This window comes from Idiomarina sp. ST20R2A10, assembly GCF_051842345.1.
GTDB lineage: Bacteria > Pseudomonadota > Gammaproteobacteria > Enterobacterales > Alteromonadaceae > Idiomarina > Idiomarina loihiensis.
Map to the genome: position 1 here is coordinate 83450 of NZ_JBNIEY010000008.1, position 15553 is coordinate 99002.

Genomic DNA, 15553 nt, shown 5'->3' on the forward strand with positions numbered 1-15553 from the left:
GGAAGAGAGGAAGTAACACAGAGAAATTTATAACCCAAAACATAAATAAAGCCCTCAAAAGAGGGCTTTATAAGTGTAAGTACTAGTTAGAGAAACTTTAGAATGACGCAGTCAAACCAAAGCTAAACGTTCTCCCCCAAGTCCAGCGGCCTACAGCCTGCTCTCTGGCATCAGGATACCAGTCAGTCAAGTTCTCAACTTTAACTCGTGCAGAAACATTCTCTGTTAAATAGTAGACTGCACCCAAATCAAAAGTAGTACGACTTGGTAAATCTGTATAAGGGTTACCATTTTGATCCAGATATTGAACCGCCGAGTTAGATGTCACATTACGTTCGCCGCTACCATGATATGCGATATCTAGGTATGTGGTTAAATCGTTATATGTATGCATTAACTTCAGGTCTGAACGCCAATCCGGTGTATAGTATGATCCCGTAGTATCATCACGATCGAAACCCGTATTAGATGTCAGGTTCTTCTGCAAGTTAAACACTCGTAAAGAAGCAGTGAAATTCCCTGACTCTTTAGGGAAGAAGCTACCTACGAAAGGTAAGTTCGATACCGGACGATTATAACGGGCAGAGGCCTCATAGGCTTCAAACTCACGTAATGCGGCATTCACATAACCAGATTCAAACGCATCACTAGTCGGCAACTGATAATCATCTCTACGCTCAAACATATCACAGAATTGGTTCGGATAGTTTGATGCATCATAGCAAGCTTCCATGATCTGTGTTGGTGTAAATTGGACAATCGCATCTTCAATTTCAATACTTACCCAATCAATTGAAAAATCTAGACCTTCTGCCCAGCTAGGTGAATAGACAATACCAAAGTTCTTAGTATCGGCTTGTTCATTCTGAAGATCTAAATTGCCTCCTGACCAACCTTGGCGTGAAGCGTTCACCGCAACGCTCTGGAAGCCTTCAGGAATACCTTCTGCTTCACAGTTTGCTCTGCGAACATCCGGGTTTGGACCACTATCAATGAAACGCGCATCACAAGGGTCACTCGCAAACTCACTAACTTGCAAGCGAGGTTGGAATAATTCCGTCACAGCTGGAGCTCGCACCGTTTCAGATATATTACCACGTAGCATAAGCTCTTCAATTGGTCGATAGTTAAGACCTACAGCCCACACGCTATCGTTGCCTGAACGGCTATTATCCATAGTACGATAGGAGGCTTCCGTTGATAATGAATTCACAAAAGGAATCCCCATAGAGCTATCTATAAGAGGAACCAACACTTCACCATAAAAGTCAGTTGTATCATAGCTTCCGTTCAGTGTTGCGTCACTAAAGCCTGTTAGAACTCCGGTACCATCGTCGGTATAGCCTGCAAATTCCTTGCGATGCTCAAAACCTACAGCGGCGTCAACGAAGCCTGCCGGAAGTTCGAATAATGGGCCAGATACGAAACCCGATAAAATATCTTGCTCAACTCGAGTTTTACCCATTGTATTATAGGTCACGTAGTCTCTAGCTTCCTGACTAGCATCAGTAAACGGATTAAACACGGCACAGTCACCGGGGTTGCCAAGTACCATGTCATCGGCAGTTACCCCTGGTCCCTCAGCATAATATTGATCGCCATATCCATCTTCATAGTTAAATTTACAATCGATATTTCCAGTTTCCGGATTTGTACCGACATCCATAGCAGCAAACCAACGCGCAAGGCTTACGCTAGAACTTTGAGAATAAATTGAACTCCAGCCTTTTTGGTAAGACAACTCCCATTGATAGTTGTTATAACCGATATCAAAGTCACCATCTAAGCCAAACTTCAAACTAGTGACGTTAGTTTCATTAACAACTTCTCGTTGACCTAAGTTAGCCCAACCTCTGTTAACATAAAAAGTGTCTTGACCATCCAGAGCGTTAACTAAAGTACTACGAGCCTGATCTGTTAAAAGCGGATTGTCGACGCTAAACTGCATTGGACCGCCATCGGTACCAGCCCATGGCCACGCCGAATAATAGCCTACCTGATAACCTTGGTTAGATGCATCGTAGCTATTCGAAAATGCAGTGATATTTAGATTTACATCATCAGTTAACTGATAATTAGCAATAGACGTGATATTCCAGCGTTCATAACCCTCTAAAGCCGTATTCGTGTCAACCAGGCTCAGGCCATCACCACCTGAGGCCCACAACGAGCCACCAGTAGCATAGCCTGGGTCTTGCTGAGAGACTTGCCCGTTGGAATTGAAGCCATAATAATTCCCATCTGGGAAAGCTCCAGCACCTAAGTTTGTTGCGGCCAAACTAGTTGGAGAAAGAAATCCTCCTGTCGACAACCCTCCAATACGGATGTCTGGGTATAAACGTACTTGACTGCTAGGAATATTTCCATCCGCATCAGCTAACCCATCGCCTGCTGCTGGAGTCTGACTACTCCAACCTTCGGATAAGCTAGGTACTTCTTTAGCTGCTACATTCTCGGTCTCATTATATTCGACAGCTAGAACAACATTGCCTCGGCCATTGTCAATATTCGCACCAATTAACGAGCGGATAGAATACTCTTCAGTTATTCCATCACGGTTAATATAATCGGTAGAAACTTCAGCCCCTTGATAGTCGTCTTTAAGAACGTAGTTCACAACACCGGCAACTGCATCAGCTCCGTATACAGCCGCTCCACCTACTTTAACAACCTCAACACGATCAATTAAAGACATAGGGATATTGTTAATATCGACCTGAGAGCCCGCGGCTCCTGAACCACCTATTGGTGAGTTAGAAGAAACAAAGCGGCTACCGTTAATTAGGGTAAGCGTCCGCTGTGACCCCAAACCATATATATTGATTGTATTTTGTCCAACGCCCTGAGAAGAAGCTGCTGTATTCCCTCCAATCTCTGGCGAGGCAGTTTGATCCACTCCCGGAATTTCGGTAACGGCATCAATTGCGTTTGTAAAGCCACGCTGACTAATATATTCAGAATCAACAAAGCTAATAGGTTGAGTAGGTTCTATATCCGTGCGACGGATACGGGACCCCGTTACCTGAATTCGCTCAAGCTCTTCTTGAACTTCAGCTTCATTGCCTTGCTGTTCTTGAGGCTCCGCATCTTGAGCGTAAGCCATAGGAAAACCTAAAGATGCAGCCACTGCTGCAGCCGTTAAGCTTTTACGAAATGTCATGTTTTTCATGAGTAAACTCCCTGGAACGTTTTATTATTTTACTTCTTACGCGAAGTACTAAGAAATTTAACAGGAAGTTAAAACTTTGTAAACTTTTGGTTATTTTATTGTATTTCGATACGAATACTACGCTCGAAATACATGTATTAGTCAACATAAAAAACCGCAGTTGGCATAACCAACTGCGGTTTTGATTTTATAAGTCTAAGTTAGTAACTTTAATACCCGTTAGAAACGGGCTTCAAACCCTAATCTAACATAACGAGGCGTCTGCCAAGAGTATGCAGCTCCATACCACTGGTTACGATTGCCTTCTGTTACCTCATAGTGTTCATTTAAAGATGTTGCTTCTTGAGTGTTTAACACATTAAACACATCAAGTGACGCCTTCATATCCACACCAGAAACAGTGAAGTTGTAAGCTACGGAAGCATCAATATTAAATGTCCATGGTGTGCGACCTACAGTTCCACGAGGCACTCGATTATATGAACACTCACCAGTTACATCATCACAATCAGCTAAGTAGAAAGTATCACCATAGCTTCCGTAGATGTTGGGATCTTTGTCAGGATAACCTTGACCAAATGCTGATAAAGGACGGCCGCTAGACAAAGTACTGTTGAAACCTACAGTCCAGTTTTCATCGATATCATAACTACCAAATAACTTAAGGACGTGGCGGCGATCGTTAGCTTGATAGCCTTGTGCTCCGTCCATTAGCGCTGGGAAGTCAAAGTCCTGAGTGATACCTGGATCTGCTTGATCGATATCTGATTTAACGGCACCTTCAAAGTTACCCGTACTACGAGACCAAGTATAAATAAAGTTCATACGGAAATCGTCTGTATTGTACTTTAACTCAGTCTGCCACGCTAAGTACTCGTTATTAGCCTCTGGCATCTGAATAGTCGTAGCGTTCGGGTGAGTAGTTAGCGAGCCCTCGTCTGGTTGGCCATCAAACAGTGGTAGTTTGCTCTGATCTAGAGCTGAACCGTCCCAATAGTACCCATCTTTATACCAAGTTGAATCTTCACCTGGGTTGATTAGCACACAATATGGGTACGCATAAATACCGCAGTAATCATCAAGTGCGCTAGTTACATCACGATATGTACCGCGCAATGAAAATGCAAGGTCGTCATTCAGTGATTGCTCGAAACCAACTATGAGCTCTTCACGTGCAAACGGATCAGCTTCTTGAGATTGGAATACCGGTTTAGTTGGAGGAGTGGAAACTGAACTCACAGTTTGACTGTTTTCTACAGAACCATTAACCGGATCTAAACCTTGAGGAACGCCGGTAGAGCCATCGATACCATCGAAATAGTAATAGGTAGTTGAATCGCTTACACCTGATGCGGCACGGTAAATGGTGTTATTAGGTACTGGTAAGTAATATTTACCCCAAGTTGCGTACAACTTAGTGTCTCCAGAACCAAATACATCCCAACTAGCACCTAAACGAGGAGCCCAGTTAGTATCAAATTCATATAAAACTTGGTCTGTTACACCGCGCCCTTCAAACTCATCTTTACGGAAACCAATGTTCAATATGACATTGTCTGATACACGCCACTCATCTTCAACGTAGTAAGCAGATAGTTCAGATACGAAATTACCGCCACCTTCGAAAATACGATCAGAAACATAATCTATCGGGGCACCAGTATTGTTACTAAATAATACTCCACTATCACCCTGAACTGATGCTCCGTTTTCTAAAGTCGCGTATTCCCAGCTATGACCACCGATAGGACGAGTGACATTTGTTGATTCACGTTCTTGGTAATCATAACCCGCGCGTATTGTGTGATCCCCCCAATAATATTCGAGGTCAAAACGATACTGAGTATTTTTGTCGAAATTATCACCAATAGAGCCACCTGGTCCACAAGATACAGCCGGGTCTGCTACATCTCGAGTATCAATAACTGTCGAACATTCAGTATTTGAAGGTTCGGAACCATACTGAGTTTCTAACTCACCGGCCATTGCAGAAATAGTTAGGTTATCAGTCCAATAACCTGTATAGCTTAAGCTATGCGCGGTACCCCCATTTTCAAAAATAGTCGTACCAATTGAGTCACCTACAGTAGCTGTATTAGGGTTATACTGAAAAGTATCGCGCTCAATAGTATTTTCATCTGAATAACCAAAATAACTCAGGCGGTGATTAGAATTAATATCCCAATCTATTTTGGCGCCCCAAAATAGGTTATCACTGCCACTTGATTCCTGAACGTTGAGTCGAGTATCAGCAGCAAATTCACCACCGGTTGCCGCAGCGGCTCTTGTCTCTTGAGAACGAGGATTAACTAATGCGTAAATGAACAGTGTATCTTCAATAATAGGGCCTGAGGCGCTTAAAGACACACTATATTCGTCGTTCTCACTTACACTATTGTCTCGGAATACGTTGCCGGTACCGCCTGAACCACGGGAAACTTCCCCTTCTTCCTGGAGACCCGCAGGTTCAAAGTGAGAAACGGCTGCAAATTCCCACATATTGGTACCACTTTTAGTAACAGCGTTAATAACGCCACCAGTTGAGCGACCATATTTAGGAGACATACCACCAGTTTTAACCTGGAACTCTTTGTAAAACTCGAAAGGTACAGAGCCACATCCCAATCCACGACGAGTATCAGTTACTTCCAAGCCATTAATGTAGCATGAGTTTTCTGCCACTGAAGCACCGCCGAAAGATGCTGTATTACCAAAGCCTGTATCACCTTTTACCGTCCCTGGTGCCAGTAGAGCAACAGAAGTAAGGTCACGACCAACGGGTAATTTATCAAAATCAACTTCACTTACAACCAAACCCGAATTAGTCGTAGTAACATCCACGTTCGAAATACGGCTACCACTTACTTGGATAGTCTCAATCGACTCGCCTACACGAATAGTTGGAGTAGAGTTCGAACCTAATGCGACACGAACTGTCTGCTTCGCGACTTCTTCACTACCACGCATTACCGATAGTTCATATGTACCTGTGGGCATTGCCGGAAAACGGAACTCCCCATCTGTCACTTGAATTTCACGGCTAAAACCTGTTTCCGGATTTGTCGCAACGACTGTGAGCCCTTGCACATTCTGTGCGACTACCTCACCCAGAATGCTGGATTGCTGTTGCGCTATGGCAGGTGTTGCCAAGCCCATAGCAGTAGCTACAGCCGCAGCCGTAAGCGTACGTTTAAAAAATGTATTTCTCATGAGTAAAAACTCCCTGGAACGTTTTTATTATATGGCTTCATTTTTTTGAAGCTGTTTAGAATCTAACAGGAAGTTATAGAGTTGTAAACTTTTCGTGTATATTTTGTTGCTATCTGGAAGATGGAAGCAAGGCCTCTAGAAGGCCTTGCGTAATTAACATTACCTACCGGCCTGAATACAACTACCAATAACTCCCGTTTCAGGAAATGCCACGGTTTGAACCGTTACATTCTTAAAACCTGCACCTTCAAATAACGTTTTAGTGTTGTTCGTATCGCCTAACTGTTCAGTCGCTTTCAGCAAACTCACTAAACGCGCCCTATGATCATTTATCGCATTGGTATAGCCTGAAAGTACTTTTGTTGACTCATCAGCATTGCCCTGTGCCGCTTCCTGCAATGCATGCTTTGTTGCCGGAACAAAGTTCATGGCCTGGAAAGCGCCGTATCGCTCATATTTTCTGGCGAATTGGTTTAGATTGTGTTGCTCCTGCAGCGCGGATTTTGGCAAATTATTCGGCCCGTGCCTTAACAAGGCTTCCTGCAACGGCGTTACCGACTTCTTCAGCTGCTTTAGCACAGAAGGGATAAACTCAAACAACGCTTTGCTGTTTTTATAAATGTTTGAATCGGTCGAATGCACTAAGGCAATAACATTCCCACCACGCTTAAGTTGCAGGTGCAAATTTTCAAGGCCGGTTTGCATATCACCGTATTCAAGGCCGAAGTGAGAAACAAAGGTGCCTACTTTTTTATTCGATGACAGCTTAAAAGTTTCGTAGGGAGTTTCGGCGTGTAGCTTCAGTGCGTCATTAAAGGGCTTTAGCTCGGCTGAATCTATTCCCAGCACATCGAGCTTTTTTCCTTTTTCTTGCGAATATTCCGTTAACCACTGAACGACGATACCGTTTCCGGTACCTACATCTACAATTGGTTGTTTCAGCTCACTCTCATCCATGCGCTCAAACCAAAATTTTCGCATTTGGTAAGCTTGTAAGCGAGATTTATCGTCTAAGAAGCTGGCTTTTGCACCTTTTTGCCAATAGTCACTCCACGGATTTTTTGTTGTTTTCATGGATACTCCAATAAATTATCAGCATAAAACTGTAGCTGAGCATACTACGCTCTAGATGTAATGTCAGCTTGGAGATTTTCAATAACGAAGAATAAAAAAAGCCAGTCGGGAGATCCCGACTGGCTTTGCTGACTACTCATCTTTATTAAAAAAGTTTTAGAAGCTCATTGTTACGCCGGCAAAGTAATAGCGGCCTGTAACATCATAAGCCTGTGACGCAGTATTAATACCTGTCGCGCCAGTATTACTTCCTTGCGGAAGAATTGGAGGCTGCTTATCGAACGCGTTACGAATACCGACATTAAATTCGAAATTATCGTTCAGGTAATAACGTGCTGAAATATCGTGGTACGTCACTGAACCTACGTAGTTGTACTCGCCATAAGGCTGACGGGTTGTGTAGTTGTAGTTCTCACCGTTAAGTGAATCTACAGAGCTATCCCAGTGGCGAATTCTCCAAGAAACACTAACATCATCCAAAGAGTAAGCTAGGTTGAGGTTTGCACGATGCTCAGGTGTAGTTATTTCGCCTGCGTAGTAAGTCGTGCTGCCATCGTAAATAGACTCAATTGAATACTCGTCAGTATAGTTCCAGATGAAATCAGCAGAGAACATACCGTCTGCAATTTGGGTACGGTAGTTCATTTCGAAATCAACACCGGATGTACGAATAATGTTTTCATTAGACGAACTGCTGTTTACATCGACCAACACGCCGTTAGAGCTACGAAGAACCTGATCACTACAAGTCGGATCAAAGCTTCCAGGAGATACATCGTAGCAGCGCTCAAGCACTAAGTTACGTGAAGTAACAGAGATTGCGTCTTCAACCTTGATTTTGTAGTAATCCACAGTTGCAGACAACTCATCATTAATTTGCCAGATAGCACCGACGCTATAAGTATCAGCAGTTTCTTCCTGAACGTCAGGGTTACCACCAACTAAACCGCCTGTTCCTTGAGTTTCCGCAGAGGTCAGTTCAAATTCACCAGCAGACTGGATACGCCCATTAACTGAGTCAATTGAACGACAGTTTTCAGCTATATTTCCTTCACTTGTTGCGGTTACACCTACACAAGGATCGTTCACACGAGCGAATGTTTCACCATTACCTGAGTATAAGTCAGAAATATTAGGAGTACGAATTGCAGTTGCGGCTGACGCACGCAGTTTTACACTGTCAACTGGCTCGTATTCTGTGCCAACATTCCAGGTCACTGCACCGCCAGTGGCGGAGTGCTCAGAGTAACGTGCAGCAAGATCAACAGACCAGTTCATTAATACTGGTAAACGCGTTTCTACAAACACGTCACTCGTGTTAAAGCTACCGTCTGTCGGTTGAGCCTTATTCGTGCTTGAAGCACCAGTTTGAGCTAAATCACCCGGGCTATAAGTACCCTTTTCTTCGCGATACTCGAGACCACCAGCTAAACCGACAAAACCACCTGCCAGCTCTAGTGGTAAGTCACCTGAAATAACACTCTGTACTACAAACTGTTCAGCTGTACCTGTTGCTTTCGCTGGAGTCGAAACATAATCAACTGCAGCTTGTGAAACAGTTCCTTCGCCAAATAGGTTTAACGGAACACAACCTTGCATAGCTGCGATATCGCTCGCGCACACCAGGTTACCATTAGCGTCTTCAGTAACATCCAACGCAAGACGCGCGCGGTCTGTATTGATTTGACCACCGTTTAGCTGTTCCTGGTTTGTACGACCCCAAGTGAAGTAGTTGTCCCAGGTCCAGTTATAATCAATTGCATAACTAAAACCTGATGCAATACGCAAAGTATCACGAGTAACGTCAGTAGAACGGTTTCCGAATTCAGCCATACGACGCACAAAATCTACGCGCTGAGAACCTAGGTCATCAATACCGTAAGATAGTAAGTTGTCACGTAGCTCCTGAGGCACCAATGGAGAGTACACACTTAACCCTGCGACAGGATCTTCAACACGGTTATTCATCCACAAGTCTTCACCGACATTAAATGGTGTTGGCTCAATAGTTGAACCTTTCGTTTCAGCCGAGTTCCAGTGAACCGAACCAAATACGTTCAAGTCACTTGACAAGTCCTGACGAATTTCAGCAGATACATAACGACGCTCTAATGGTGTTACTAACTGACGTACAGAAGCACGATTGAATCCGCCTGAATACTCTGTTCCGTCAGCGTCAAAACTCTCTAGTGTGTTCCCGTCAGCATCTTTAACTGATACACGACCCTGTTTAGGGAAAGATGACAGTAAATCTCCTACATACTCATTGCCGTTCTCATCAGAGTAAACTGCACTGTCGACAGCAGAGAATGAGCGAGCGCTTGATTTAAGGCCTTCGTCGTTATCAATACCGAAAGAGAACCAAGCGTTACCGCCTTCCCAGTTTTTACCTGTTGTTAGGTTAAAAGTCTGAGTTTGACGGTCATGTTCACCTGAAGTACCCGCTTGGGTGCTAATTTCGATACCTTCGAAATCTTTACGGGTAATGATGTTAACTACACCAGCTACAGCATCTGAACCGTATACTGCTGAAGAAGCACTTTTCAGGATTTCAATACGCTCTACCATTGACGCTGGGATAGCGTTTAAATCAACAGCATAACCTGAAGAAGGCGCGATACCAGATACAAATCGCTGGCCGTTAACTAATACCAACGTACGTTCAGCACCCATATTGCGTAATTCTGTTGTGTTCAAACCAACAGATACCGTATCAAACGCAGAGTTCGATTGATCTGAGCCGGCGATAGCGACAGGCGACATATTCAATACTTGAGCAACGTTAATAGCCCCTGTTTGAACAATATCTTCACGGCCGATAGTGGTTACCGGTACCGGGGTTTCCATACTGGCACGGCTCAAACGAGAACCGGTTACTTCAATTTTTTCGATATTATTTTGATCTGCAGTATTGTCCTGAGCTAATGCTGGAAATGACAGCGTGGACGCAACTGCAACCGCAGTAATGCTGCGGCGAAACAGTTTATTATTCATTGATATTACTCCCTGGAACATTATTTTTGAGTTGCTTGATTGGCGAAAGCAACCTGAAACCGATGGTAGTCTGACTACTTATTGTTCGACCACCCGTTTTCGGTAACAACCTTTTAACGCTGTAAGGAGTTCATTTCAATAGGCACTTAAGTCTTTTCTTATACCCCCTGAACTGAATGCCTAATATTTAAACTAAACGCCTATTTAATCGGCTTTTTTATTAATTAAATTAACGTATGTGTCAAGTGAAAATACATATGTATTTTAGTTGTAAAATACTGATTTAATAGAGTTAGCCGGAGCTTTTTAATAACGAATTTAAAGGACCTCTAAACATCTTAGCACCATAGCACTGCCCCAAAAAAAGTTCAGCACAAGCAACGGTATCGGTTAGGGCATGATGGGCATTGTAGTCAGGTAAGTTGTAACGCTTACGACAAGCACTAAGAGTCAGCTGACCGCCGTGAATAGGTTGATGAGGGTTGCGTTCAAGCTTATGTTTTTCGAACGCTAAGGTGTCGAATATAGCCAGGGGTTTAAAAGGAATACCGTACTGCGCTTCTATATGCTTCAGAAAACGCCAGTCCATACCTTTGTGGTGACAAACTAACACGGCATCATTCAAAGCTCTGCTCAACATAGCAAAGGTCTGTTTAGGTTCCGAACTGTGCAGAAAGTCTTGCCTAGTTAAACCATGAATGGTCGGGCTTTGGCCGAGTTCAAGCTCTTGTCCGTGAGCGAAAACATGGTACTGAGCATTACCCAGGTGCATCACCGGCGGATGAATGCTCATCCAGGCAATAGATAAAATCTGATGCTTTTTCGGATCCAGTCCGGTGCTCTCAATGTCGAGCGCGACATATCGTAAACTTTGCCACGGTTGTTTTAGTTTTTGTCGCCTATCATACCAATTAGCCAGTTTTTGCAGCCATTGAGACATAATTAGTACCCTTGCCGGCTAAACTTCAGACCAACGCCTTGTTGCGCTTCTTTTATAATTTTAAACGCGGTTTTTAACTGACGTCTTGAAAGCGTACTCAGCTCGTCCGGATCTATGGCATTCTTTGGTTTGTCGCTGCCCCATACTTTTAACTGATGGTTCAATCTGAGCTGTGTCAAAAACTCCCAGGCTTCCAATAGTGACTGGTTATCGCGACGATTTAACAAACGGCTACCTTTTAATGCGTTTAAACGTGCAGCAGTGCCTGGTGACGTAATTCCGGCCTGCAATGAGTAAATACGTGCTATGTCATTAATTAAGGCAATGCCGTAACGTTTTATATCTATGGTATCGCCGTCATCAGTGTCCTCTGTGCGTAAGCGGTTAAACAACCCCAAAGGTACTGCTATGCGGTTAACCAGAATAGCTAAATTTCCCAGGAACATTTCGTTCTTCGCTAAGCTCGCAATCTGTTCGCGGTATTCTTGATAAAACTTACCCGGACCAACAACCGGCCTGCTGTCAAAAAATATCTGACAATACATGAGTGCCTTCGGTGTCGGGCTTTCAATCCAGCCCCGGAAACGCTCCTTCCATTGGTCTATAGTCCCCCTGCACTCCGGGTTGGATGCCATAATATTCCCCGGACAGGATGGGATACCACACTCATTTAGCCCCTCACAGACGTAATCTCCTAAACCGGCAAACCAGTCTTTTTGCTTATCGGTTAAGCCATTACTGAGTAAAAGACCGTTGTCCTGGTCTGAACTTAAGGTTTGATCTTCCCTGCCCTGCGAGCCAAATGCTAACCAGCTATAAGCGGCTGGTGCGGCGCCGTTTTCCTGCTCATACAGCTGTATAAGCTGACGTGTCATGCCGTCAGTAACCGATGCCATAAGCCGACCTAAAACAGATGTTTGCTTTACGCGGCTGGCAAAGGTCTGTAGATACTCCGGAAGCTTCTGCGCTTCTTCTATTAATTGAGACTTACTACTTGCCTTACGAATAGCGCTAATAAGAAAGACAGGATCGCTACGTTGCTGGCGAATCAAGTCGGTTGCCGTTACCATCCCTACTGGTTGGTTCTGGTCATTCACCACCGGTAAGTGATGAATATTACTGGAGGTCATGGTGGTTAACGCATCCATTAACGAGCGATTTTCGTAAACCGATTCCGGCAGTTGTGTCATTACCGCCGAAACGCGCACATCCAGCGGTAAGCCTTCAGCCACTACCCGGTTTCTTAAGTCTCTGTCCGTTAAAATACCGACCAATTGGGTGTTATCAACGACCAAAACAGACGATATACCATGGCTAGCCATTAACTTAGCGGCTTCTTGCACCGATGTGCTACTGGATAAACTGACCGGAGGCATGGACACAACACTACCTACCGTCTGCTCACTCCAGTCACTATCGGTGCCATCATCACTTTTTTGTTCTGTTAATAAACGTTGGCCATGAGCTCTTATAAAGTATTGTTCGAAAGGTTTTGATGCGTTACGAAGCCGATCAAACGCCGACTGTGGCAACACGTACACGATACCGTCTTCTATCGTCTGCAATTTATTAACCACTTCGCGGCCTGATAGCAAAGACGGATAGCCAAACAAATCGCCGTTCTCCAAACGCTCTATCAGTCGTCCGTCGGCTCCTCGTAAATCAAACACACCTGAACGCACGATAAACAGCGCAGGCCTCATATCTTTTAATATATCGTTGCAGTTCTGCTCATTCATATAGACCGACTGCAACTGCGATACAGCCCAGCTTCTTTGCTCTTCAGATAAGGTGTCAAAAGGAGGGCAGTCTTGTAGAAATGAATTAACTTCCATGGCTAATCCTAATTTATAGAGAAGCTGATTTCAGTTTTGTGTATTAACTTGAGTTAGTCAATAAAAAGCCCAGCACAGGGCTGGGCTTCAATTGAGGTATATCTCGTTAGTGGGACTTAGCTTCACCAGAACCTTTTGGATACCGTATGGACTCAACCAGTTCCTGAATTTCTTCCGGAGCGTCACCAGTAAACTTATGCACGACAACTGCAACAACAAAGTTGATGATCATGCCTAAGGTACCAATACCCTCAGGAGAAATTCCAAATAACCAGTTTTCTTGAGTATTCAGTTCGGGAGCAACGAACTTGAAATACACGATATAACTGAAGGTAAATAGTATACCGACAACCATACCTGCTATTGCTCCTGCACGGTTCATACGCTTATGGAACACACCCATGATTATCGCAGGGAAGAAGCTTGCTGCGGCTAAGCCGAAGGCAAAAGCAACCACCTGCGCCACGAAGCCGGGCGGGTATATACCAAAGTAAACTGAGATGACAATTGCTGTCGCAGCTGCAATCCTGGCGTATAACAACTCCTGTCTATCCGTTATATTCGGTGCCAAATTTCGTTTCAGTAAGTCGTGCGAAACGGAGGTTGATATAACCAGTAACAGACCTGCTGAAGTGGAAAGTGCTGCGGCAACACCACCTGCGGCAACCAAAGCGACAACCCAGGCCGGCAATTCACCAATTTCTGGATTCGCCAATACCATGATGTCACGGTCAATGGTCATTTCATTGCGTTCATCACCTGAGTAGAACATCTTGCCGTCGTTGTTGTTGTCTTCCCACGTGATAAGACCGGTTTTTTCCCAGTTTTTAATCCAGCTTGGCGCATTATCGTATTCAACACCTTGTAGATCCGGGCCATTGATGGTGTTGAAAATATTTACTTTAGCAAACGAAGCAATAGTTGGAGCTGTTAAGTAAACTACTGAAATGAAAGTCAGAGCCCAGAAAGCTGAACGGCGTGCATCACGTACTTTCGGTACTGTAAAGAAACGCACGATAACGTGAGGCAGACCAGCGGTACCTACCATCAATGCTGCAGTAATGAAAAACACATCAACTTTACTACGCACACCTTCAGTGTATTCGGCAAAACCGAGTTCTGTCGAGAGCCCATCCAGTCGTTCAAGTAAGAACTGTCCGGAACCGGGAACACCATCGGCTATAGTGCCACCAAAACCCGTTTGAGGCAGTACGTGACCTGTCATCATTAACGACAAGAATACCGCAGGCACAATGTACGCGAACATCAACACAATGTACTGTGCTACCTGAGTGTAGGTTATCCCTTTCATGCCACCCAGTACGGTATAAAAGAAAACAATTATGGCACCAATGATAACACCAGTTGCAATGTCGACTTCCAGGAAACGGGAGAATACGACACCGACACCTCGCATCTGCCCTGCAATGTAGGTAAAACAGATCAGGATCGCGCAGATAACAGCAATGGTACGTGCCGTTTGAGAATAGTAGCGGTCCCCAATGAAATCAGGCACGGTGAATTTGCCAAACTTACGTAAGTAAGGAGCAAGACACATAGCCAGCAGTACATAGCCACCAGTCCACCCCATTAGGTAAACAGAGCCATCATAACCAGCAAAGGCTACGATACCCGCCATTGAAATAAAAGAAGCAGCTGACATCCAGTCAGCGGCCGTTGCCATACCATTGGCAATAGGATTAACCCCGCCGCTTGCTACATAAAAGTCATTAGTTGAGCCGGCACGTGACCAAATCGCAATACCTATGTATAGCGCAAAAGTCAGGCCGACGATTATAAAGGTGAGCGTTTGAATATCCATAGCGCCTTAGTCCTCGTGTACATTGTATTTGTTATCTAACGCGGCCATGCCTCTCACATAAATGAAGATAAGCACGATGAAAGTCAGAATGGAGCCTTGCTGTGCGAACCAGAATCCCAGCTTGAAGCCGAAGAAAGTGATTTCGTTAAGCACGTCCACCAATATAATTCCAAAGCCATAGGAAACGACAAACCATACAATTAGCAGCTTGAGCATCAAGCTGAGGTTTTCTTTCCAATACGCTTTGGCATGGGATTCGCTTTCGAATGCCATAACGTCCCCTCCAGTTGTTCAACATTATTGTTTTAGGTCGATAACAAATGTAAATGCAATTGTTAACAAGGGGAATAGGACTTTGGTCGTAGCTGATTGAAAGGAGAATTCAGACATAAAAAAAGCCCCCAGCGTGAGCTGAGGGCTTCTTAGAATAAAAGTCTGGCGGTGACCTACTCTCGCATGGGGAGACCCCACACTACCATCGGCGCTGGTGTGTTTCACTTCTGAGTTCG

The 15553-nt window shown here is 44.3% G+C and carries 8 protein-coding genes and 1 rRNA gene; all 9 read right to left on the reverse strand.

Features of this window, described 5'->3' with window-relative positions; genetic code table 11:
- Positions 1-97: 97 nt before the first annotated feature.
- Positions 98-3169 carry a TonB-dependent receptor domain-containing protein gene (locus ACP7H9_RS11455; protein WP_439222782.1) on the reverse strand — a complete coding sequence of 1024 codons (3072 nt, stop codon included), beginning with the start codon at positions 3167-3169 and terminating at the stop codon, positions 98-100.
- A 219-nt stretch (positions 3170-3388) separates the two neighbouring features.
- The gene (locus ACP7H9_RS11460) at positions 3389-6379 is read right to left on the reverse strand and encodes a TonB-dependent receptor (RefSeq protein WP_439222783.1); all 2991 of its coding nucleotides are present in this window, start codon (positions 6377-6379) and stop codon (positions 3389-3391) included.
- Between the two features lie 159 nt (positions 6380-6538).
- Positions 6539-7453, reverse strand: coding sequence for an SAM-dependent methyltransferase (locus ACP7H9_RS11465; protein ID WP_439222784.1), 915 nt, complete (start codon positions 7451-7453; stop codon positions 6539-6541).
- A 156-nt stretch (positions 7454-7609) separates the two neighbouring features.
- On the reverse strand, positions 7610-10447 hold the full coding sequence (locus tag ACP7H9_RS11470) for a TonB-dependent receptor plug domain-containing protein (protein ID WP_439222785.1): 2838 nt from the start codon (positions 10445-10447) through the stop codon (positions 7610-7612).
- A 292-nt stretch (positions 10448-10739) separates the two neighbouring features.
- The gene (locus ACP7H9_RS11475; RefSeq protein ID WP_439222786.1) at positions 10740-11387 is read right to left on the reverse strand and encodes a 3'-5' exonuclease; all 648 of its coding nucleotides are present in this window, start codon (positions 11385-11387) and stop codon (positions 10740-10742) included.
- A 2-nt stretch (positions 11388-11389) separates the two neighbouring features.
- A complete protein-coding gene (locus ACP7H9_RS11480) occupies positions 11390-13222 on the reverse strand; it encodes a DUF294 nucleotidyltransferase-like domain-containing protein (protein ID WP_439222787.1) in 1833 nt (610 codons plus the stop codon).
- A 106-nt stretch (positions 13223-13328) separates the two neighbouring features.
- Positions 13329-15044, reverse strand: a complete 1716-nt coding sequence (locus tag ACP7H9_RS11485) for a sodium:solute symporter family protein (RefSeq protein ID WP_439222788.1) — start codon at positions 15042-15044, stop codon at positions 13329-13331.
- Between the two features lie 6 nt (positions 15045-15050).
- Complete coding sequence (locus ACP7H9_RS11490; RefSeq protein WP_011234430.1) at positions 15051-15317, reverse strand: DUF4212 domain-containing protein; 267 nt, start codon at positions 15315-15317, stop codon at positions 15051-15053.
- A gap of 160 nt (positions 15318-15477) precedes the next feature.
- Positions 15478-15553 (reverse strand): 5S ribosomal RNA (rrf, locus tag ACP7H9_RS11495); the annotation flags it as partial.

Bases quoted from the DNA above. Each gene is read 5' to 3' on its own strand.
- ACP7H9_RS11485 (WP_439222788.1), bottom strand. From the start codon at position 15,044: ATGGATATTCAAACGCTCACCTTTATAATCGTCGGCCTGACTTTTGCG.
- ACP7H9_RS11465 (WP_439222784.1), bottom strand. From the start codon at position 7,453: ATGAAAACAACAAAAAATCCGTGGAGTGACTATTGGCAAAAAGGTGCA.
- ACP7H9_RS11455 (WP_439222782.1), bottom strand. From the start codon at position 3,169: ATGAAAAACATGACATTTCGTAAAAGCTTAACGGCTGCAGCAGTGGCT.
- ACP7H9_RS11470 (WP_439222785.1), bottom strand. From the start codon at position 10,447: ATGAATAATAAACTGTTTCGCCGCAGCATTACTGCGGTTGCAGTTGCG.
- ACP7H9_RS11490 (WP_011234430.1), bottom strand. From the start codon at position 15,317: ATGGCATTCGAAAGCGAATCCCATGCCAAAGCGTATTGGAAAGAAAAC.
- ACP7H9_RS11475 (WP_439222786.1), bottom strand. From the start codon at position 11,387: ATGTCTCAATGGCTGCAAAAACTGGCTAATTGGTATGATAGGCGACAA.
- ACP7H9_RS11480 (WP_439222787.1), bottom strand. From the start codon at position 13,222: ATGGAAGTTAATTCATTTCTACAAGACTGCCCTCCTTTTGACACCTTA.
- ACP7H9_RS11460 (WP_439222783.1), bottom strand. From the start codon at position 6,379: ATGAGAAATACATTTTTTAAACGTACGCTTACGGCTGCGGCTGTAGCT.